Annotated in this window: 21 protein-coding genes and 3 tRNA genes; 4 read left to right on the top strand and 20 right to left on the bottom strand. The window is 65.4% G+C overall.

The window, feature by feature from the left end:
* Positions 1-2: 2 nt before the first annotated feature.
* Genes nuoL through ACP7AG_RS06805 form a run of 16 tightly spaced genes read right to left on the bottom strand, consistent with a single transcriptional unit; the run spans position 3 to position 12,859 of the window.
* Positions 3-2,099 (bottom strand): NADH-quinone oxidoreductase subunit L, encoded by a 2,097-nt coding sequence (gene nuoL, locus ACP7AG_RS06730; protein WP_426030260.1) that lies wholly within the window; start codon positions 2,097-2,099, stop codon positions 3-5.
* A 5-nt stretch (positions 2,100-2,104) separates the two neighbouring features.
* Complete coding sequence (gene nuoK / locus ACP7AG_RS06735; RefSeq protein WP_028037628.1) at positions 2,105-2,410, bottom strand: NADH-quinone oxidoreductase subunit NuoK; 306 nt, start codon at positions 2,408-2,410, stop codon at positions 2,105-2,107.
* Positions 2,407-3,042, bottom strand: coding sequence for an NADH-quinone oxidoreductase subunit J (locus ACP7AG_RS06740; RefSeq protein ID WP_426030261.1), 636 nt, complete (start codon positions 3,040-3,042; stop codon positions 2,407-2,409). The genes nuoK and ACP7AG_RS06740 overlap by 4 nt, the downstream gene beginning before the upstream one ends.
* Positions 3,043-3,097: 55 nt before the next feature.
* Positions 3,098-3,589, bottom strand: a complete 492-nt coding sequence (gene nuoI, locus ACP7AG_RS06745) for an NADH-quinone oxidoreductase subunit NuoI (protein WP_426012547.1) — start codon at positions 3,587-3,589, stop codon at positions 3,098-3,100.
* On the bottom strand, positions 3,589-3,843 hold the full coding sequence (locus ACP7AG_RS06750) for a hypothetical protein (protein WP_426011900.1): 255 nt from the start codon (positions 3,841-3,843) through the stop codon (positions 3,589-3,591). The genes nuoI and ACP7AG_RS06750 overlap by 1 nt, the downstream gene beginning before the upstream one ends.
* On the bottom strand, positions 3,840-4,913 hold the full coding sequence (gene nuoH, locus ACP7AG_RS06755) for an NADH-quinone oxidoreductase subunit NuoH (RefSeq protein ID WP_426011901.1): 1,074 nt from the start codon (positions 4,911-4,913) through the stop codon (positions 3,840-3,842). The genes ACP7AG_RS06750 and nuoH overlap by 4 nt, the downstream gene beginning before the upstream one ends.
* Before the next feature lie 4 nt (positions 4,914-4,917).
* Complete coding sequence (gene nuoG / locus ACP7AG_RS06760; RefSeq protein ID WP_426011902.1) at positions 4,918-6,978, bottom strand: NADH-quinone oxidoreductase subunit NuoG; 2,061 nt, start codon at positions 6,976-6,978, stop codon at positions 4,918-4,920.
* 6 nt (positions 6,979-6,984) lie between these two features.
* The gene (gene nuoF, locus ACP7AG_RS06765; protein ID WP_426030262.1) at positions 6,985-8,304 is read right to left on the bottom strand and encodes an NADH-quinone oxidoreductase subunit NuoF; all 1,320 of its coding nucleotides are present in this window, start codon (positions 8,302-8,304) and stop codon (positions 6,985-6,987) included.
* A 3-nt stretch (positions 8,305-8,307) separates the two neighbouring features.
* Positions 8,308-8,577, bottom strand: coding sequence for a hypothetical protein (locus ACP7AG_RS06770; protein WP_426030263.1), 270 nt, complete (start codon positions 8,575-8,577; stop codon positions 8,308-8,310).
* Positions 8,577-9,260 carry an NADH-quinone oxidoreductase subunit NuoE gene (gene nuoE / locus ACP7AG_RS06775; RefSeq protein WP_426030264.1) on the bottom strand — a complete coding sequence of 228 codons (684 nt, stop codon included), beginning with the start codon at positions 9,258-9,260 and terminating at the stop codon, positions 8,577-8,579. The genes ACP7AG_RS06770 and nuoE overlap by 1 nt, the downstream gene beginning before the upstream one ends.
* Positions 9,261-9,270: 10 nt before the next feature.
* Entirely contained in the window at positions 9,271-9,603 is a 333-nt protein-coding gene (locus ACP7AG_RS06780) for a nuclear transport factor 2 family protein (RefSeq protein WP_426030265.1), read from the bottom strand.
* Positions 9,600-10,853, bottom strand: coding sequence for an NADH-quinone oxidoreductase subunit D (locus ACP7AG_RS06785; protein WP_426030266.1), 1,254 nt, complete (start codon positions 10,851-10,853; stop codon positions 9,600-9,602). Before ACP7AG_RS06785 ends, ACP7AG_RS06780 begins: the two co-directional genes overlap by 4 nt.
* Entirely contained in the window at positions 10,850-11,251 is a 402-nt protein-coding gene (locus ACP7AG_RS06790) for a hypothetical protein (protein WP_426012549.1), read from the bottom strand. Before ACP7AG_RS06790 ends, ACP7AG_RS06785 begins: the two co-directional genes overlap by 4 nt.
* A 2-nt stretch (positions 11,252-11,253) precedes the next feature.
* Positions 11,254-11,910, bottom strand: a complete 657-nt coding sequence (locus ACP7AG_RS06795) for an NADH-quinone oxidoreductase subunit C (RefSeq protein ID WP_426011908.1) — start codon at positions 11,908-11,910, stop codon at positions 11,254-11,256.
* The gene (locus ACP7AG_RS06800) at positions 11,907-12,512 is read right to left on the bottom strand and encodes a NuoB/complex I 20 kDa subunit family protein (protein ID WP_426030268.1); all 606 of its coding nucleotides are present in this window, start codon (positions 12,510-12,512) and stop codon (positions 11,907-11,909) included. Before ACP7AG_RS06800 ends, ACP7AG_RS06795 begins: the two co-directional genes overlap by 4 nt.
* Positions 12,482-12,859 carry an NADH-quinone oxidoreductase subunit A gene (locus tag ACP7AG_RS06805; protein WP_426011910.1) on the bottom strand — a complete coding sequence of 126 codons (378 nt, stop codon included), beginning with the start codon at positions 12,857-12,859 and terminating at the stop codon, positions 12,482-12,484. Before ACP7AG_RS06805 ends, ACP7AG_RS06800 begins: the two co-directional genes overlap by 31 nt.
* Before the next feature lie 198 nt (positions 12,860-13,057).
* Here ACP7AG_RS06805 and ACP7AG_RS06810 point away from each other — a divergent pair.
* Positions 13,058-13,134: transfer RNA gene (locus tag ACP7AG_RS06810), tRNA-Asp, on the top strand.
* Positions 13,135-13,214: 80 nt separating this feature from the next.
* Positions 13,215-13,291, top strand: a tRNA-Asp gene (locus ACP7AG_RS06815).
* A 63-nt stretch (positions 13,292-13,354) separates the two neighbouring features.
* On the opposite strand, the gene ACP7AG_RS06820 is transcribed toward ACP7AG_RS06815, so the two are convergent.
* The gene (locus ACP7AG_RS06820) at positions 13,355-13,660 is read right to left on the bottom strand and encodes a UBP-type zinc finger domain-containing protein (protein ID WP_426011911.1); all 306 of its coding nucleotides are present in this window, start codon (positions 13,658-13,660) and stop codon (positions 13,355-13,357) included.
* Between the two features lie 116 nt (positions 13,661-13,776).
* Here ACP7AG_RS06820 and ACP7AG_RS06825 point away from each other — a divergent pair, with 116 nt between their 5' ends.
* Complete coding sequence (locus ACP7AG_RS06825; RefSeq protein WP_426030269.1) at positions 13,777-14,793, top strand: LLM class flavin-dependent oxidoreductase; 1,017 nt, start codon at positions 13,777-13,779, stop codon at positions 14,791-14,793.
* A gap of 5 nt (positions 14,794-14,798) precedes the next feature.
* On the opposite strand, the gene ACP7AG_RS06830 is transcribed toward ACP7AG_RS06825, so the two are convergent.
* Entirely contained in the window at positions 14,799-16,022 is a 1,224-nt protein-coding gene (locus tag ACP7AG_RS06830; RefSeq protein WP_426011913.1) for a glycosyltransferase family 4 protein, read from the bottom strand.
* Between the two features lie 227 nt (positions 16,023-16,249).
* On the opposite strand from ACP7AG_RS06830, the gene ACP7AG_RS06835 reads away from it, so the two are divergent.
* A complete protein-coding gene (locus tag ACP7AG_RS06835) occupies positions 16,250-17,527 on the top strand; it encodes a glycosyltransferase (RefSeq protein WP_426030270.1) in 1,278 nt (425 codons plus the stop codon).
* On the opposite strand, the gene ACP7AG_RS06840 is transcribed toward ACP7AG_RS06835, so the two are convergent.
* Both ACP7AG_RS06840 and ACP7AG_RS06845 read right to left on the bottom strand, forming a co-directional pair.
* Complete coding sequence (locus ACP7AG_RS06840) at positions 17,499-18,665, bottom strand: esterase-like activity of phytase family protein (RefSeq protein ID WP_426030271.1); 1,167 nt, start codon at positions 18,663-18,665, stop codon at positions 17,499-17,501. The two genes, ACP7AG_RS06835 and ACP7AG_RS06840, sit on opposite strands and share 29 nt — an antisense overlap.
* Before the next feature lie 72 nt (positions 18,666-18,737).
* A tRNA-Val gene (locus tag ACP7AG_RS06845) sits at positions 18,738-18,812 on the bottom strand.
* Positions 18,813-18,881 lie beyond the last annotated feature (69 nt).

Genomic DNA, 18,881 nt, shown 5'->3' on the forward strand with positions numbered 1-18,881 from the left:
CCCTAGCGGAACTTGACGAGAGCGAAGAGGAGCAATCCGGCGACACCGATCAGCATGACGAAGGCGTAGTGATAGAGGTAGCCGCTCTGCAGCCTGCCGGTGCGCCGGCCGATCGCATAAGAGGCGGCGCTGACGCCGTCTGGTCCGAAACCGTCGATCAGCTTTTGGTCGCCGCCCTTCCAGAACAAGTCGCCGAGGAATTTGGTCAGGCGCACGAAGGTGGCCTGATACAGCTCGTCGAAGAACCACTTGTTGTAGAAGAACACGTAGAGCGGGCCGTTGCGGGCCGCGAGCGCAGCGCCCAGCCGCTCATTACCCTTGATCAGATAGACCCAGACGGCGATGGCCAGGCCGAGGATCGAGGCGATCAGCGGGCTGTACTTCACCAGTTCAGGCACTTCGTGGGCTTCGTGCAGAACGTGGTTGGTCGGGGCGTTGTAAATCGCGCCGCGCCAGAACTCGACTTGGTCGTGACCGACGAAGTAGTCGACGAACACGAAGCCGGCGAACACCGCGCCGATCGACAGGACGATCAGCGGGACCAGCATCACCCAGGGGCTCTCGTGCGGCTTGTGATCATGGCCGTGGCCGTGGTCGTGATGCCCATGGACGCCATGAGCATCGTCGGCCAGGGGCTCGTCATGGGTCTCGTCGTGCACGCCGTCGCCGTACGCATGGTCCGCCTGGGCGTCGCGCACGTGATGGTCGTCATGACCCCAACGGGCTTTGCCGTTGAAGGTGAAGAAGGCCAGACGCCAGGAGTAGAATGAGGTCAACCCCGCCACCAGCACGCCGATCACCCAGGCAAACAGCGCCGTCGGATTGGCGCGGCCGGCCGCGAAGGCCGCCTCGATGATGGTGTCCTTGGAGTAGAAGCCGGCAAAGCCCAGTTCCAGCGGCGGGAAGCCCAGGCCGGTGATGGCGATCGTGCCGATGGTCATGGCGATGAAGGTCACGGGCAGCAGCTTGGCCAGGGCGCCGTACTTTCGCATATCCTGCTCGTGGTGCATGCCGTGGATCACCGAACCGGCGCCCAGGAATAGCAGCGCCTTGAAGAAGGCGTGGGTGAACAGGTGGAACATCGCCGCCTGATAGGCGCCGACGCCGGCCGCGAAGAACATGTAGCCCAGTTGAGAACAGGTCGAATAGGCGATAACCCGCTTGATGTCGTTCTGGGTCAGGCCGACCGTGGCCGCGAACAGGGCGGTGATCGCACCGATCACCGTGATGATGTTCTTGGTGATCGGGGCATATTCGAACATCGGCGACAGCAGGCACAGCATGTAGACGCCGGCGGTGACCATGGTCGCCGCGTGGATCAGGGCCGAGACCGGTGTCGGGCCTTCCATGGCGTCCGGCAGCCAGGTGTGCAGGAAGAACTGCGCCGACTTGCCCATCGCGCCGATGAACAGCAGGAAGCAGGCGATATCGACGAGCGGGAAGCTGTGGCCCGCGAACTCCCAGCTACGCGAGGCGCTGGCGGCGATCATCGGGAACAGTTCGTGGAACTGGATCGTGCCATAGGCCCAGAAGGTGGTCATGATGCCTAGCGCAAAACCGAAGTCCCCCACCCGGTTGACGACGAAGGCCTTGATGGCGGCGGCGCTGGCGGTCGGCTTCTTGTACCAGAAGCCGATCAGCAGGTACGAGGCCAGGCCCACCCCTTCCCAGCCGAAGAACAGCTGCATGAAGTCGGCGGCGGTGACGAGCGCCAGCATCGCGAAGGTGAACAGCGACAGATAGGCGAAGAACCGCGGCTTGTCCGGGTCCTCGGCCATGTAGCCCCAGCTGTAGATGTGCACCAGGGCCGAGACCGTGGTGACCACGATCAGCATCACGCACGACAGGGCGTCGATGCGGATCGACCAGTTGGAGACGAAGTCGCCCACGTGGATGAAGGGAAGCAGGTCGACCGTGAAGGCCTCCATGTGTCCCCAGGTCCACTGGCTGAACACGTACCAGCTCAGGGCGCAGGCCAGCAGCAAGCCGCCCGTGGTGATAGCTTGCGAGACGATGTCGCCGATGCGGCGACCGAACAGGCCGGCGATGATCGCGGCGAGCAGCGGCGCGAAGACGATGAGGGTGACGAGAGTCTGCACTGCGATCAGCCCTTCATCACGCTGGCGTCGTCGACCGCGATGTCGCCGCGGTTACGGAAGAAGGTGACCAGGATGGCCAGGCCGACGGCGGCCTCGGCCGCCGCGACGGTCAGCACGAACATGGCGAAGATCTGCCCCGTCACGTCGTGCAGATAGACCGAGAAGGCCACCAGGTTGATGTTCACCGCCAGCAGGATCAGCTCGATCGACATCAGGATGACGATGATGTTCTTGCGGTTCACGAAGATCCCGAAGACGCCGATCGTGAACAGAATCGCGGCGACGACGAGATAATGAGACAGGCCGATCATTCGCTGATCCCCTCGCCGGGCTTGATCTGCACGATTTCCATCCCGGTCTTGGGCGTACGAGCGATTTGCTTGCCGATGTCCTGGCGCTTGACGCCCGGCTTGTGGCGCAGGGTCAGGACGATGGCGCCGATCATGGCGACCAGCAGCACCAGGCCCGCCAGTTGGAAGAAGAAGATGTAGTCGGTGTAGAGCACCCGGCCGATCGCCTCGGTGTTGGGCACGCCGACCGGCGAGGCCATCGGGCCGGCCAGCTTGGCGGCCGCGCCGTCCGTAGCGACCTTCACCGCGATCACGATCATCTCGACGGTCAGGACCCCGGCCACGATGGCGCCGATCGGCAAGTACTGGGCGAAGCCCTGTCGCAAGGCGGTAAAGTCGACGTCGAGCATCATCACGACGAACAGGAACAGCACCGCGACCGCGCCCACATAGACGACGATCAGCAGCATCGCCAAAAACTCCGCGCCCAGCAGGACGAAGAGGCCGGCGGCCGAGAAAAAGGCGGTGATCAGGAAGAGCACCGAGTGCACGGGATTCTTGGCCGAGACGACGAGAAGACCCGCCGCTATCGTCGCGAACGCCAGCAGATAGAAAGCTATCGCCTGCAAGGCAGGTGCTCCCGTTAAAACCATAAACCAACGCCGTGCCGGATGGCCCGCCGCCTACCTTCGGAATCGCGCCCGTCCTTTAACGGTAGGGCGCGTCCAACTCCAGATTCTTTGCGATCAACCGTTCCCAACGATCGCCGTTGTCGAGCAGCTTTTCCTTGTCGTAGTAGAGCTCTTCGCGCGTCTCGACGGCGAACTCCAGGTTCGGCCCTTCGACGATGGCGTCCACCGGGCAGGCCTCCTGGCACAGGCCGCAATAGATGCACTTGACCATGTCGATGTCGTAGCGGGTCGTGCGGCGGCTGCCGTCGTCGCGCGGTTCGGCCTCGATGGTGATGGCCTGGGCGGGACAGACGGCTTCGCAAAGCTTGCAGGCGATGCATCGCTCTTCGCCCGACGGATAGCGACGCAGGGCGTGCTCGCCGCGGAACCGGGGCGACTGCGGGCCGCGTTCGTTCGGATAGATCACCGTTTTCTTCGGGGCGATCATGTACTTCATGGCCAGGCCGAAGGCGCCCGCGAAGTCGAGCAGCGCCACGCCTTTCACGGCCTGGGAAATGCGTTGCATCATCATGGACGCTGCTTACCCTTTGAAATCACACAGGTGTAGTTCGAAAGCTGGGTGGGGTCGCCCCCGTCCTGCTTGGATTCAATTTTTCCGCCATCGGCGACGCATTGCGCGCTGTCGCGGCGCAGCTGGTCATAGCTGACCACGCCGCGGCCCAGCGAGTACGACGTCTTGGCCGAGGCCACGTCATCGGTCGCGCAGCTCGCCACGGTGAAGCCAAGACCGATGAGGACCAGAAGGGCGGATTTGGCGATCACGTCTGCAGCCCGAACACGCGCCAGGCGCTGACCAGCATCACCAGCACCAGCGACATCGGCAGGAACACTTTCCAGCCCAGGCGCATCAGTTGGTCATAGCGGTAGCGAGGCACGATAGCCTTGGCCATGGCGATGAAGAAGAAAGCCACGACGATCTTGAAATAGAACACCAGAGCCAGCAGGAAATTGACCAGGAACGGCGGCCAGCCGGCTGTAAAGCCAATGGGGAAGCCCGGGTTCCAGCCGCCGAAGAACAGCACGCTGATCATCGCGCACATCAGCACGATGTTGGAATATTCGGCGACCATGAAAAGCAGGTACGGGGTCGAGCTGTATTCCACCTGGTAGCCGGCCACGAGCTCGGATTCGGCTTCCGGAAGGTCAAACGGAGGGCGGTTGGTCTCGGCCAGGGCCGAGATGAAGAACATGCCCATGGCGATGATCATCACCGGGGCCAGGATGATGTTCTTCAGGCCGTGGCCACCAAACACGTTCCAGTTCCAGATCCAGCCAGCCTGTTGGTCGACGATGGAGCTGAGGTTCATGGTGCCGGCCAGCAGGATCACCGTGATGATGATCAGGCCGATCGACACTTCGTACGACACCATCTGCGCCGCCGAGCGCAGGGCGCCCAGGAACGGGTACTTCGAGTTCGAAGCCCAGCCGCCCATGATGATGCCGTAGACGCCCAGCGAGCTCATCGCCAGCAGGTACAGGATGCCGACATTGAGGTTGGAAACCACCCAACCCGGCGCGAACGGGATGACGGCCCAGCCCACAAAGGCCAGGACCAGGCTCAGCAGCGGGGCCAGCAGGAAGATGACCTTGTCGGCGCCGGCCGGGATGATGATTTCCTTCAGCACGAACTTGCCGAAGTCGGCGAAGGACTGCAGCAGGCCGAAGGGGCCGACCACGTTGGGACCCTTGCGCATCTGCACGCCGGCCCAGATCTTGCGGTCGGCCAGCAGCAGGAAGGCCAGGCTCAGCAGGACCCAGACCACCACCAGCAGGATCCCGCCGGTGGTCAGCAGGGTCCAGGTCACGGCCGGATTGGAGAAGAAAGCACTCACCGGCTTACTCCGCCGCGATCTTGGCGGCGCCGGAGGCCACGGCCGCACATTCGGCCATGGTCACGCTGGCGCGCGCGATGGGATTGGTCAGGTGGAAGGCCTTGATCGAGCCTTCATACGGCGCGTCGGAAAGCGCGCCGTCGCCGCCCAGGCCGGACAGGTCAAACACCGTCGGGATCGAGCCCGGGGCGAAGTCGATCTGGCCGAAGGTCGGGTGGTCGGCGAACAGCTTGGTCCGCAGTTGGTCCAGGCTGTCATAGGGCAACTTTGTCCCGACATGCTCCGACAGGGCCCGCAGGATCGACCAGTCTTCCTTGGCCTCGCCCTTGGGGAACACCGCCCGCTCGCCCATCTGGACGCGGCCTTCGGTGTTCACATAGAGGCCGTTCTTCTCTGTATAGGCGGCCCCTGGCAGGATGACGTCGGCCTTGTGGGCGCCGGCGTCGCCATGGGTGCCCAGATAGATCTTGAAGGCGTCCGAGGCGGCGGTCTCGCACTCGTCGGCGCCCAGCAGGAACAGAACGTCCAGCGCGCCCGGCTTGAGCATCTGGCCGGCGGTCAGACCACCCTCGCCCGGCACGAAACCCAGGTCCAGGCCGGCCACACGCGCGGCGGCGGTGTGCAGCACGTTCCAGCCATTCCAGCCTTCACGCACCACGTTGAAGCTCGTGGCGACAGCGGCGGCGGCCTTCAGCACGGCGGCGCCGTCGGTGCGGGTCAGGGCGCCTTGGCCGATGATGATCGCCGGGCGTTGGGCGTTCTTCAGGGCCGCGACGAAGTCGGACTGGCTGTCGGCCAGGCCCGACAGGGTCTGAGAGCCGGCGCCGAGGTAGTCGTAGTCATAGGTCTGGTCGCCGCGCTCGCCGATCACGCCGACGCGCAGCTTGCCGGCGATCCACTGCTTGCGCAGGCGGGTGTTGAGCACCGGCGCCTCGACCTTGGGATTGGCGCCGACCAGCAGGATGACGTCGGCGTTCTCGATACCGGCGATGGTCGAATTGAACAGCCAGCTCTCGCGCGGGCCATTGCCAAGGGTCAGGCCGTCCTGGCGGGCGTCGAGGTTCTTGACGCCCAGGGCGGTGAACAGGTCCTTGGTCGCCTTCAGGCTCTCGGCGTCCTGCAGGTCGCCGGCGATCACGCCGATGCGTTCGGGCGACGTCGCCTTGATCTTCGCGGCCACAGCGGCGAACGCCTCGCCCCAGCTGGCGGGCTGCAGCTTGCCGGCGACGCGGACATAGGGACGGTCCAGACGCTGGCGCTGCAGGCCGTCGACGGCGTAGCGGGTCTTGTCGGAGATCCACTCCTCGTTGACGTCCTCGTTGACGCGCGGCAGCACGCGGAGCACGGCATTGCCACGGGCGTCGACGCGGATAGCCGAGCCCAGGGCGTCCATGACGTCGACGCTCTCGGTCTTCTTCAGCTCCCAGGGCCGCGCCTCGAAGGCGTAGGGCTTGGAGGTCAGGGCGCCGACCGGGCACAGGTCGATGACATTGGCGCTAAGCTCGGACGTCACCGCCGCGCCCAGATAGGTGGTGATCTCAACGTCTTCGCCGCGCGAGATCAGGCCGATCTCCGGCGAGCCGGCCACCTCGGTGATGAAGCGGACGCAGCGCGTGCACTGGATACAGCGGGTCATCGCCGTCTTGATCAGCGGGCCCATGGCCTTCTCTTCGACCGCCCGCTTGTTCTCGTGATAGCGGGTGTCGTCGCGGCCATAGCCCATGGCCTGGTCCTGCAGGTCGCACTCGCCGCCCTGGTCGCAGATCGGGCAATCCAGTGGGTGGTTGATGAGCAGGAACTCCATCACCCCCTCGCGGGCCTTCTTGACCATCGGGGTCTTGGTGAAGATCTCCTGGCCCTCGGCGGCCGGCAGCGCGCACGACGCCTGCGGCTTGGGCGGACCGGGCTTCACCTCGACCAGGCACATCCGGCAGTTGCCGGCGATGCTCAGGCGCTCGTGGTAGCAGAAGCGCGGGATCTCTTCCCCAGCCAGTTCCGCCACCTGCAGAACCGTCATGCCGGGTTCGAACTCGACCTCGACGCCGTTGACCTTGGCGATAGCCATAATCGTTTACTCCGCCGCGATCAGGCTGGCGCCCTGCACGTGCAGGCGACCGGTGCGATAGGTTGCGATCCGGTCTTCGACCTCGTGGCGGAAGTGACGGAACAGGCCCTGGATCGGCCAGGCGGCCGCGTCCCCGAGAGCGCAGATCGTGTGACCCTCGACCTGGGTCGTGACGTCCAGCAGGGTGTCGATCTCTTTGGGATCAGCCTCGCCGGTGGCCATGCGCTCCATGACCCGCCACATCCAGCCCGTGCCTTCGCGGCACGGCGTGCACTGGCCGCAGCTCTCGTGCTTGTAGAAGTAGCTGAGGCGGGCGATGGCGCGGACCAGGTCGGTGTCCTTGTCCATGACGATCACGGCGGCGGTGCCCAGGCCCGACTTCAGATTGCGCAGGGCGTCGAAGTCCATCGGCAGATCTTCGCACTGCTCGGCCGGGATCATCGGCACGGACGAACCGCCCGGGATCACGGCCTTCAGGTTGCCCCAGCCGCCGCGGATGCCGCCGCAGTGGTCTTCCATCAGCTGGCGGAAGGGGATGCTCATCGCCTCTTCCACGTTGCAGGGCTTGTTCACGTGGCCGCTGACGCAGAACAGCTTGGTGCCCGCATTGTTGGGACGGCCAAAGCCGGCGAACCAGCCGGCGCCACGGCGCAGGATCGTGCCCGCGACGGCGATGCTCTCGACGTTGTTGACCGTGGTCGGCATGCCGTAGAGGCCCGCGCCCGCCGGGAACGGCGGCTTCAGGCGCGGCTGGCCCTTCTTGCCTTCCAGGCTTTCCAGCAAGGCCGTCTCTTCGCCGCAGATATAGGCGCCGGCCCCGTGATGGACATAGAGGTCGAAGTCCCAGCCGTGGACATTGTTCTTGCCCACCAGCCGCGCGTCATAGGCCTGCTTGATGGCGGCCTCGAGCACTTCGCGTTCGCGGACATATTCGCCGCGGATATAGATGTAGCAGGCGTGGGCCAGCATGGCCCGCGAGGCGATCAGGCAGCCTTCGATCAGCAGGTGGGGATCATGGCGCATGATCTCCCGGTCCTTGCAGGTGCCCGGCTCGGATTCGTCGGCGTTGACGACCAGATAGTGCGGACGACCGTCCTTCACTTCCTTGGGCATGAACGACCACTTCAGGCCGGTGCCGAAGCCCGCCCCGCCCCGGCCGCGCAGGCCGGAGTTCTTCATGTTGTCGATGATCCAGTCGCGACCCGCGTCCAGGATATCCTTGGTGCCATTCCAGCAGCCACGCGCCTTCGCACCCTCGAGGCCCCAATCCTGGAGCCCGTAGAGGTTGGTGAAGATGCGATCCTTGTCTTCGAGGATACCGACCATGACTCAGCTTTGCGGATCGAATGGATGGGCGCGCACATAGCGCGTCCGACGATAGATGACATAGGCGAAAAGCACCCAGGCGGCGCCAATCGTCACAAGACCCGTGGGTATGGCCCAGGCTGGGGCCCCGGCGACCTGCCGACCCCAGATCAGCAGCAGCACGCCGATCAGGCTGGCCACCATGCCGACGGCCCGTTCGCCCCGATAAAGACCCCGGAGGGTCTTCACATAGGCCACGCGCTTCTGGACGAGGACGGGGTCGGCGGCGATCATCAGGCGGCGGGCTCCGGCGCCGGGGCCGGGGCCGCCGAGGGCAGGTTCGGGATCGTGATCTTCTGGGCCAGCGAGCCGTCGTACAGCGAAGGATCGATCAGGGTCTGGATCGCGCCCTTGGGCTCCGAGGCCTTGCGGCCGTCATAGCTGCCCGGCTGCGGCGACTTGCCGGCGGCGAAGTCGTCGAGGATCTGGGCCAAGCTCTCCGGCGTCAGGTCTTCGTAATAATAGTCGTTGATGGCGGCCATCGGCGCGTTGCAGCAGGCGCCCAAGCACTCGACCTCTTCCCAGCTGAACTTGCCATCGGCCGAGACGTCATTGGCTTGCCCGATCTTGGCCTTCAACATCGCCTTGAGATCCAGCGCGCCGCGCAGCTGGCACGGCGTGGTGCCGCACAGCTGAACGAAAGCGAGCTTGCCGACCGGCTGCAGTTGGAACATCACATAGAAGGTGGCGACCTCCAGCACGCGGATGACCGGCATGGTCAGCTGGCGGGAAATCTCCTGGATGGCGGGCTCGGAAACCCAGCCCTCCTGCTTCTGGGCCAGCCACAGCATCGGGATCACCGCCGACTGCTTGCGCTCGGCGGGATATTTGGCGATCCACCAGTCGGCCTTGACCTGGCTCTCGATCGAGAACGCGAAGCTGGCGGGTTGTTCCTTGGCGAGGCGACGGACACTCATTGGGGGGCGATCATCGGGCGAAATCCACGCGGGCGATCTTGCCGCCCTTGAAGGTGTAGATGGCGGCGACCTGGAAGGGCGGCTCGCCGTTGCCGCGGTCGACGTGTTCGTGATCGATCACGTTCGCGCCCACCACGATGCGGTTGAGAAGCTTGGCCTGGTTGCCGGGGAAGTCGGCGAAGGTCTTGGCGTAGAAAGCGCGATAGGCCTCGATGCCCGAGCGCGCCACCTCTCCGTTCAGCGTGGCGACCACCACGTCATCGGCGAAGTGGGCGCAGTGCGCGTCCAGATCCTGGGCGTTATAGGCGTCGAGCTGCGCCTGGGCGATTGCTTCCAGGCTCAACGGTCGACCTCGCCGAACACGATGTCGAGCGACCCCAGGATCGCCGAGACGTCAGCCAGCTGGTGGCCGCGGTTCATCCAGTCCATGGCCGCCAGGTGCGAGAAACCGGGCGCCTTGATCTTGCAGCGATAGGGCTTGTTGGTGCCGTTGCTGACCAGGAACACGCCGAACTCGCCCTTGGGCGCTTCGACGCAGGCATAGACCTCGCCTTCCGGTGTGCGGAAGCCTTCGGTGTAGAGCTTGAAATGATGGATCAGGGCTTCCATCGACCGCTTCATCTCGGCGCGACGTGGCGGCGCCACCTTGTTGTCCTCGGTCATCACCGGGCCGGGCGTGGCCCGCAGCTTTTCGATGGCCTGCAGGATGATCTTGGTGGACTCGCGCATCTCCTGCATCCGGCAGAGATAGCGATCGTAGCAGTCGCCGTTCTTGCCCAGCGGGATGTCGAACTCGAAGTCGCTATAGCCCTCATAGGGCTGGTTGCGACGAAGATCCCAGGCGATGCCCGAGCCGCGCACCATCACGCCCGAGAAGCCCCAGGCCAGCGCGTCTTCCTTGGTGACCACGCCGATGTCGACATTGCGCTGCTTGAAGATGCGGTTGTCGGTGATCAGGCCTTCGATGTCGTCGCAAATCTTGGGGAAGGCCTTGGCCCAGGTCTCGATGTCGTTGATCAGCGAGGGGGTCAGGTCCTGGTGGACGCCGCCGGGGCGGAAATAGTTGGCGTGCAGGCGCGAGCCCGAGGCGCGCTCATAGAACACCATCAGCTTTTCGCGTTCTTCGAAGCCCCAGAGCGGCGGCGTCAGGGCGCCGACGTCCATGGCCTGGGTCGTCACGTTCAGCAGATGGTTCAGCACCCGGCCGATTTCGCAGTACAGCACGCGGATCAGGCTGCCGCGCTTGGGTACGTCCACGCCCAGCATCTTCTCGATGGCCAGGCAGAAGGCATGCTCCTGGTTCATCGGCGAAACATAGTCGAGGCGGTCGAAGTAGGGGATGTTCTGGAGGTAGGTGCGGGCCTCCATCAGCTTCTCGGTGCCCCGATGAAGCAGGCCAATATGCGGATCGACGCGCTCGACGATCTCGCCGTCCAGCTCCAGCACCAGGCGCAGCACGCCGTGCGCGGCCGGGTGTTGCGGGCCAAAATTGATGTTGAACTTCCGAACGGGCGTTTCCGGGATGGTCGCCTGAAGCGTCGCTTCATCACGGAAGAAGTCGGTCGCCGCAGCGGGCGATGTTTGGCCGGTCATGGCGTCTCGCCTTCCTTACGCGGTTCGATACTGAGCGAGACGAGCAGCCCGGCCATCAGCAGGACCACGCCAAGCAGCGTGATGATCGTGGTGGCCACGCTCCACGACTGGCTGATAGCCGCCTGCGAAAGGGGCAAGGCCAGCAGCACGGAGGACGCCCCGAGCAGCGCGCTGCGCAGCTCGGCCACTTCCATGCGCCGGATGCTGGCGCCGATCGCCAGGGTGATGACCGAGATCATGATCGCCACTCCCAGCATCTTGTTCTGCTCGGCTGAGATCACCGGTGCCTTGGTGAACCAGCCGGTTAGCCTCATGCCGATCGTCATCAGGAAGGCGGTCGAGAACGCGACCAGAAAGAACGCGGTGGCGGAACGAAACGTCGGTCGACGTAAACCCATGATCAAGCATCCCCTGCTCTCTTTTCAGCTTTCTCATCGCCGGGCAGGGCATACTTGGCGCCCTCCCAAGGCGAGAGGAAATCGAACGCACGGAACTCGGTAATCTTCACAGGTTCATAGACGACGCGCTTGAGCTCGTCGTCGTAACGAACTTCCACATAACCGGTCATGGGGAAGTCTTTCCGCAGCGGGTGGCCGTGGAAACCGTAGTCGGTCAGGATCCGGCGAAGGTCGGGGTGACCCTCGAAGAAGATCCCGTACATGTCGAACGCCTCGCGCTCGAACCAGTCAGCCACCGGGAACACTGGCGTGGCGGACGGAACGGGGGTGTCCTCGTCGGTCTGGACCTTGAAGCGGACGCGGTGGTTCTTGATCAGCGACAGCAGGTGATAGACGACGTCGAACCGACGCTCGCGCTCCGGGTAGTCGACGCCGCACAGGTCCGCCAGCTGGTGAAAGCGCAGGTCCGCGTGATCGCGCAGATAGGTCAGCGCCTGCACCACCCGGTTGGATGGGCCCAAAAGGTTGAGCTCGCCGAACGCCACGTGGAAGGTGGTGATCGCGCCGCCCGAATTGGTGACGATCATTTGGCCTAGGGCTTCGAGCGGCGACAAAGCGGCTTCGGCAGCGACGGTCTCGGCAGGAACAACGTCGGTCATCGCTCGATCGTCCCCGTACGACGGATCTTCTTCTGCAGCTGCAGCACGCCATAGACCAGGGCCTCGGCGGTGGGCGGGCAGCCCGGCACATAGATGTCGATCGGCACGATCCGGTCGCAGCCGCGCACGACGCTGTAGCTGTAATAGTAGTAGCCGCCGCCATTGGCGCAGCTGCCCATCGAGATGACGTAGCGCGGCTCGGGCATCTGGTCATAGACCTTGCGCAGCGCCGGAGCCATCTTGTTGGTCAGGGTGCCGGCGACGATCATCACGTCCGACTGGCGCGGGCTGGCCCGGGGCGCGAAACCGAAGCGCTCCAGGTCATAGCGCGGCATGGCCGAGTGCATCATCTCGACGGCGCAGCAGGCCAGACCGAAGGTCATCCACATCAGGCTGCCGGTACGGGCCCAGGTGATCAGGTCGTCAGCAGCGGCCGTGACGAAGCCCTTGTCGGCCAGCTGGCCCGACAGACCGTCGAAATAGGGGTCGTGCAGCTTGGGGTCATAGCCCTCGACCGTCGACCGGCCGGCGGAGCCAGCAGGGGCGAGAGGCGAGCTGTTGGCGGGAATGATCACTCCCATTCGAGGGCGCCCTTCTTCCATTCGTAGATGAAGCCGACGGTCAGCACGCCCAGGAAGCTCATCATCGACCAGAACGCGAAGGCCGCCACGTCGTGCGGCAGCTTCATCAGCGAAACCGCCCACGGGAACAGGAAGGCCACTTCCAGGTCGAAGATGATGAACAGGATCGAGACCAGGTAGAAACGCACATCGAATTTCATGCGCGCATCGTCGAAGGCGTTGAAGCCGCATTCGTAGGCGGACAGCTTTTCAGGGTCCGGCGCCCGAGGCGCAAGCACCGCGGCGGCGAGGATAAAGGCGATGCCGATAACCGCCGCAATCCCGAGGAAGATCACGATCGGCAGATATTGGAGAAGGAAGGCGTTCATGACAGCCCTTGGCTTTAATCGAGCGGGTTGTAGCCCACTGCCGCCGACGCTTCAAACGCCTGCGACACATTGAGAAACGATCGCAACAATTATTCACTCACAGCTTCCACGACATGGCCGTTGACACACCCATCAGCGCGACATATCAGACGCCCCTCGCCGCACGGCGGGTCGCACTTCGCTTCGGCGAGGCCCAATGCGGATGTAGCTCAGTTGGTTAGAGCGCCGGCCTGTCACGCCGGAGGTCGCGGGTTCAAGTCCCGTCATTCGCGCCACCTTCCCTGAAGTTGGACGCTGCCCACCCTGGAGGCTTGTCCATGGACGACCGCGCCGGACAGTTCTGTTCGCGCCCGACGCGGATGTAGCTCAGTTGGTTAGAGCGCCGGCCTGTCACGCCGGAGGTCGCGGGTTCAAGTCCCGTCATTCGCGCCACCTTCTCCCTCCCGCGCCCTGAAGTCCAAAGCCGATCTAGGCGGTTCGTTGCTTACCAAGCCCTCAGTAGTAGCGCGGGATCGGGCCCGGATGCGGGGTCGGCGCCTGGAATTCGAAGAACACCTCATCCACAAAGCACCAACCCCAGCCTTCCGGCGGATCGTAACCCTCGGTCATCGGATGGCGCGTGGCCTTGAAATACTGGGTGGCGTGCTTGTTCTTCGACTGGCCGCAGCAGCCGACGTGACCGCAGGTCCGGCAAAGGCGCAGGTGCAGCCATGCGTCGCCGGACTTCAGGCATTCTTCGCAGCCGTGGGTCTGGGGCGTGACGACGGCGTTACCGTCCAGATGCTTGCAGTTCAGCGCCATGATCGACCCCGCTCGCCGCGTGCGCGGCCCTGGAGAGTAGTGCGCGGATCAGGCGCGTTCGCCTAGCGCGATCCGCGCGCCTTGAGGTTGGGCCTTCGCATCACGATCTAGCCTGCATGTCGCACGCTCATCCCCTGCCCTTTTCCGTCCTCGATCTGGCCCCGGTCCCGCAAGGAATCAGTGTCGGCCAGGCCCTTCACAACAGCCTGGACCTGGCCCGCCACGCCGAAGGCCTCGGCTATCACCGCTACTGGCTGGCCGAGCATCACAACATGCCGGGCATCGCCAGCGCCGCCACGGCCGTGGTGATCGGTCACGTGGCTGGCGGCACCAAGACGATTCGGGTCGGATCGGGCGGCGTCATGCTGCCCAACCACGCCCCCCTTATGGTGGCCGAGGCCTTCGGCACCCTGGCCGCGCTCTATCCCGGCCGAATCGATCTGGGCCTCGGTCGCGCGCCGGGCACCGACCAGCCGACCATGCGCGCCCTGCGCCGTTACATGGGCGCCGTCGATTCGTTCGCCCAGGATGTGGTCGAGTTGCAGGCCTGGTTCAAACCCGCTGTTCCGGGTCAATTGGTTCGCGCCGTGCCTGGCGAAGGCCAGGACGTGCCGCTTTGGCTGCTGGGCTCCAGTACCTACAGCGCCCAACTGGCGGCGGCGCTCGGCCTGCCCTTTGCCTTCGCGGCCCATTTCGCGCCGGATCAGCTGATGGAGGCCATCGCCATCTATCGGCGCACCTTCAAGCCGTCCGAGGCCCTGGCCCAACCCTATGTCATGATTTGTATCGGGGTCTGCGCGGCCGACACCGACGCCCAGGCGCGCCGGCTGTCCACCTCGTCCCAGCAGCAGTTCCTGGCGCTGCGGCGCGGCCAACCCGGGCTGTTGCCGGCCCCGGTCGACGACATCCGGGCCATCGCGTCGGAAGCCGAACTGGCGGGCCTGGATCATACCTTCCGCTATTCGGCGATCGGCTCGCCGGAAACCGTCCGCGCCAAGGTGCAACAGGTTCTGGACGCCACGGGCGCCGACGAACTGATGGCCGCCTCACAGATCCACGATCACGAGGCGCGCCGACACTCCTATGAGATCCTGGCGCGGGTCCGCGGCGACCTGGTCCAGGCCGCCGCCTAACGTTTCTATTGCGGGGGAAAGGTGTGCTCGACGGGATCGGCAAAGGCCGAGCAGCCGGTGAGGCCGCCATAGATCGCCGACAGCTTGCGGAACACCGGGTCCCAACCGTGTCGCTCCTCGGCCCGCAAGCGCGCGGCCTGGCCCAGGGCCGGCAGGTCGCGCGCGAACACCGACTCGATGGCTTCGGCGAAGACGCGGGCTTCCGACGCGGTGGCCAGGGCGCCGACGGTCTCGTCCACCGACTCGGCCACGCCGCCGGCGTCCACGCCGATCACTGGCAGGCCGCAGGCCATGGCCTCCAGCACGATGAGGCCGAAGGGCTCATTGTCATTGGCGTGCACGAAGGCATCGCAGCTGGCCAACACCGCCGCCAGGCCCTGCGGGTCGCGCTCATAGTCCAAACAGATCACCCGGTCGCTGGACGGCGCCCCCGCCCCCGCGCCGACGAACAGCAGCACATAGGGGTCGCCCAGGCGCTCCACGGCCTCGACCAGCACGTCCAGCTTCTTTTCCTTGGCCGGCCGCCCGGCGAACACCAGGATGCGGTGACGGCTGGTCAGGCCCAGCCTGCGCCGCAGAGCCTCGCGGTCGCCCCGTGCGGGATTGAAGATCTCTGTATCGACGCCGAGCGGCAGGCCAATGGCGTTCTTGACGCCAGCCTCGATCAGCCGTCCAGCGATGAACTGGCTGGGCGCCACGGCCTGGTCGAACTGGCTGTAGATGGCCGCCCAGCGCTTCTGCACCGGCTTTTCGGCCCATTCGCCGATGTGGAGCGCGGCGAGCGCTCCAAGGTCGGTGTGGCAGAAGCCCACGACCGGAACACCCAGGGCGTCCCCCGCCTTCAGCGCCGCCAGACCCGGCGTATACGGATCGCCGGCCTCGATGATGTCTGGCCGCTGACGAATCAGCCGCTCCATCCACGCGCCCTTGACCACCGGCCAGCGGTAGCCATCGCCAAACGGCAGGGGCGCGGCGTAGATCGACACCCGGCCATGGCCGTCGTGCGCGTCGCGCGGCCCAGGGACCACCAGGGTGTGACGAACCTGGGGGCGATTCGCCGCGATCCAGGCGCGCTTGCAGTTCAGATAGCGCCGCACCCCGCCGCTGCGGGGGGCATACAGCATGGTCGTATCGACCAGTCGAACTGGCTTTCCACCGGGCCGGGCGGCCCGAAACAGGGATTGTTCAGCCTCGTTGAACGCCGAGAGCGGATCAAACCTCAAATCCATAACGCCGGAACCTCGCTTGTCGCCCTCGATCGCCGCGACGGCCGTAGAGCCTTTAAGGCACTCACGGGGACGGAGGTTCCTCCGAAGCTGGACCGCTGTCCAGCGGTCGCAGCGCGACGCGGCGAGACAGCCGCCGCCGGGGTGCTTTTCGGACGGGCCGTTGACGCTTATGGCAGGGCTCGACAGTACCGGGTAGGCAGTCATGTTCGTTTAGGGTCGAGGGCGTGATGGCGCGGTTTCTGTTCACCACCTGGGAAGGCGGCGGCCACGTTCAGCCGATGCTGCTGGTCGCCCGCGATCTCATGACGCTCGGTCATGACGTTCTGGTGCTCAGCGACCCGTGCAACTGTCTGGACGCCGCGGCCTTGGACGTACCATTCGGCGCCTGGACGACCGCGCCGTTCCAGACCGGCAAGAGCCGCGATGATGACCGTCTGAGGGACTACGAGGCCGACAATCCGCTGGCGGTGATCCAGCGACTTCTGGACCGGGTCATGACGGGCCCGGCCCTTGCCTACGCCACTGACACCTTGGCGGCGATCGACGCCTTCGCGCCGGACGTGATCGTGTCCCAGGAACTGCTGACGGGGCCCATGGCGGCGGCCGAGGCGCGCGGACTGCCGCTGGCTCTGCTGGCCGCCAACATCTGGTCGCTGCCGACAATGGCCGGCGCCCCGCCATTCGGGGCTGGCATGCTACCCGCGACCAGCGACGAGGAACGCGCCATGCACGCGATGGTCGGCCAGATGAGCCGCACCTTCTTCCAGGCGGGACTGCCCGACCTCAACGCCGCCCGCGCCGCGCTCGACCTGCCGCCGCTGAACGATGTGTTCGACCAATTGAATGTCGCAAGGTCCATCCTCCTGGCCACCAGCCAGGCCTTCGACTTCGCGCCCAGCCCCCTGCCCGCGCCGTTCGTCCATGTCGGTCCCTATCTGGCCGACCCAACCTGGGTCGAGCCATGCGCGCCGCCGGCCGCCGGCGGGCCGCTGGTGGTGGTCTCGTTTTCAAGCCTCTACCAGGCCCAGGAGGCAGTCTTGCGCGAGATTATCGCCGCCCTGGGGACGCTGGCGGTACGCGCATTGGTGACCACGGGACCGGCGATCGATCCTGCCGAGTTCGAGGCTGCCGACAACGTGGCGGTCGTCCGCAGCGCGCCGCACGGGCGATTGCTGGCCCAGACTGCCCTGTTTATAACCCACGCCGGCCATGGCTCCACTCTGCGACCGCTGATGGCCGGCGTGCCGCTACTGTGCCTGCCCATGGGTCGCGACCAGCACGACAACGCCGCCCGTGTCACTCATCGCGGCGCGGGCCTGACCCTGGCCGCAGACGCCAAGGCGCCGGTCATCGCGGCGGCCGTGAACCGTCTGCTCAACGAGCCGCGCTTCAAGGTCCGGGCTCAGGCCTTGGGCGAGCGCATTCAGGCTGACGAAGCGGCGCGCTCGGCGGCGACGAGCCTGGAGATTCTGGCGCTCAAGCCGCGAACGATTCGGCGAAGGTGACGCGGTAGAAAGCGGTTTGCCGCCCATCGACGCCGAAGTCGTTGTCCGTGCACAAAACCAGTTCGCGGTCGGAGAGCACCGCCATGCCCTCCAGATCGGCGTCGATATCGGGCCAGTCGTCGGTTGACAGCACCAGTGTCTTTCGCAGAAGCCTCTCGGACAGTTTCACGCGATAGATCTTCGACGTGCGCGAGATTCGCTCAAGGATCAGAAGCTGACCGTCGCCGACCGCGACCGCCTCGGAAACCTTCAAGTCCTTGCTCCTGACGCGCCCCGCATCGCGGTCACGTCGGAAACTGTCCGCAGGATCGAGGGGGTAAAGGTGCTCGGCCAGCGCCATTCCCGTCGTGGCGTCGAGCGTCCAAAGCCGGACATAGCCCACGGCATCGGCTTCGGGATCGTCCTCGGCCGCCAACGGGCTCTGCAAGAGGACATAAAGGCGGCGCTCATCCGGCGACAGAGCGATGGCCTCGAACCCTCGGTTCAATCGTCGCCGGGCCGCCAAGGCCGGCAGAACCCCGATCACGGGGTAGGCCGCGCCCATCAGCCCCGCCTCCACGCCGGTCGGGACCCAGCGCGCCAAAACCTCGCCGTCGGCCGCCACTACCAGGATCGAGGGTCCATATTCATCGGCGACCCGGAAGGTCCCATCTTCCAAGGCGACGACCCCTTCGGTGTCGGCCCCAGCCAAATTCGCGCCCAGCGGCGCTCCGGCCAAGTCGAAGGCGGGTTCCATCGCCGCCGTGTCCCCGACAGGAAGAGGCAGCCCGCTGAACGCCGCGCCATGGCTGTCGCGTAACGGCAGTGTCCGCAACAAGGTGACACCGTCGCCCTCGAGGCGGATCTGGACCAGCGTCGGACCGATGTCCGTCCGCGGCATCAGCTTGGCGCCGTCGACGCCGCGCAGCGGCTTCAGACGCTTCAATCCATGATCGTCGATCGCGGCGTTGATCTTGATATTGGGTCCACGATCCCCGATCGCCCACAACACGCCCGGCGGGTCGCTCGCTCGGCGCGCCAAACCCGAGCCCAGGCCCAGAGTGATCCGCAGACGCCCGCGCGGCGTCTCGACGTCATCGAGGCGCAGATCGACCCAGTCGAGACGCGTGACGGCGATGGGCGGGTCAGGACGCGACATGATCGATCAGTGCGGGGCGATCATAGGGATGTCCACAGCGGTGGCGGGAAGATCCAGCGCGCGACTTGGTAATGGTGGGCGGTGAGGGGATCGAACCCCCGACCCTCTCGGTGTAAACGAGACGCTCTACCGCTGAGCTAACCGCCCCTCAGAACGATGATGTGGGAGATACACCGTCCTGCATGGAAAAAGGCGGGACGCCTCGCGGCGTCCCGC

Source organism: Caulobacter sp. DWP3-1-3b2, from assembly GCF_049896325.1.
In the GTDB taxonomy this organism is placed as follows: domain Bacteria; phylum Pseudomonadota; class Alphaproteobacteria; order Caulobacterales; family Caulobacteraceae; genus Caulobacter.

Excerpts from the sequence above, each read along its gene's own strand:
- nuoK (WP_028037628.1), bottom strand. The coding sequence starts at position 2,410 with ATGATCGGCCTGTCTCATTATCTCGTCGTCGCCGCGATTCTGTTCACG.
- ACP7AG_RS06740 (WP_426030261.1), bottom strand. The coding sequence starts at position 3,042 with ATGGTTTTAACGGGAGCACCTGCCTTGCAGGCGATAGCTTTCTATCTG.
- nuoI (WP_426012547.1), bottom strand. The coding sequence starts at position 3,589 with ATGATGCAACGCATTTCCCAGGCCGTGAAAGGCGTGGCGCTGCTCGAC.
- nuoG (WP_426011902.1), bottom strand. The coding sequence starts at position 6,978 with ATGGCTATCGCCAAGGTCAACGGCGTCGAGGTCGAGTTCGAACCCGGC.
- nuoF (WP_426030262.1), bottom strand. The coding sequence starts at position 8,304 with ATGGTCGGTATCCTCGAAGACAAGGATCGCATCTTCACCAACCTCTAC.
- ACP7AG_RS06770 (WP_426030263.1), bottom strand. The coding sequence starts at position 8,577 with ATGATCGCCGCCGACCCCGTCCTCGTCCAGAAGCGCGTGGCCTATGTG.
- nuoE (WP_426030264.1), bottom strand. The coding sequence starts at position 9,260 with ATGAGTGTCCGTCGCCTCGCCAAGGAACAACCCGCCAGCTTCGCGTTC.
- ACP7AG_RS06785 (WP_426030266.1), bottom strand. The coding sequence starts at position 10,853 with ATGACCGGCCAAACATCGCCCGCTGCGGCGACCGACTTCTTCCGTGAT.
- ACP7AG_RS06790 (WP_426012549.1), bottom strand. The coding sequence starts at position 11,251 with ATGGGTTTACGTCGACCGACGTTTCGTTCCGCCACCGCGTTCTTTCTG.
- ACP7AG_RS06795 (WP_426011908.1), bottom strand. The coding sequence starts at position 11,910 with ATGACCGACGTTGTTCCTGCCGAGACCGTCGCTGCCGAAGCCGCTTTG.
- ACP7AG_RS06800 (WP_426030268.1), bottom strand. The coding sequence starts at position 12,512 with ATGGAAGAAGGGCGCCCTCGAATGGGAGTGATCATTCCCGCCAACAGC.
- ACP7AG_RS06805 (WP_426011910.1), bottom strand. The coding sequence starts at position 12,859 with ATGAACGCCTTCCTTCTCCAATATCTGCCGATCGTGATCTTCCTCGGG.
- ACP7AG_RS06820 (WP_426011911.1), bottom strand. The coding sequence starts at position 13,660 with ATGGCGCTGAACTGCAAGCATCTGGACGGTAACGCCGTCGTCACGCCC.
- ACP7AG_RS06825 (WP_426030269.1), top strand. The coding sequence starts at position 13,777 with ATGTCGCACGCTCATCCCCTGCCCTTTTCCGTCCTCGATCTGGCCCCG.
- ACP7AG_RS06830 (WP_426011913.1), bottom strand. The coding sequence starts at position 16,022 with ATGGATTTGAGGTTTGATCCGCTCTCGGCGTTCAACGAGGCTGAACAA.
- ACP7AG_RS06835 (WP_426030270.1), top strand. The coding sequence starts at position 16,250 with ATGGCGCGGTTTCTGTTCACCACCTGGGAAGGCGGCGGCCACGTTCAG.
- ACP7AG_RS06840 (WP_426030271.1), bottom strand. The coding sequence starts at position 18,665 with ATGTCGCGTCCTGACCCGCCCATCGCCGTCACGCGTCTCGACTGGGTC.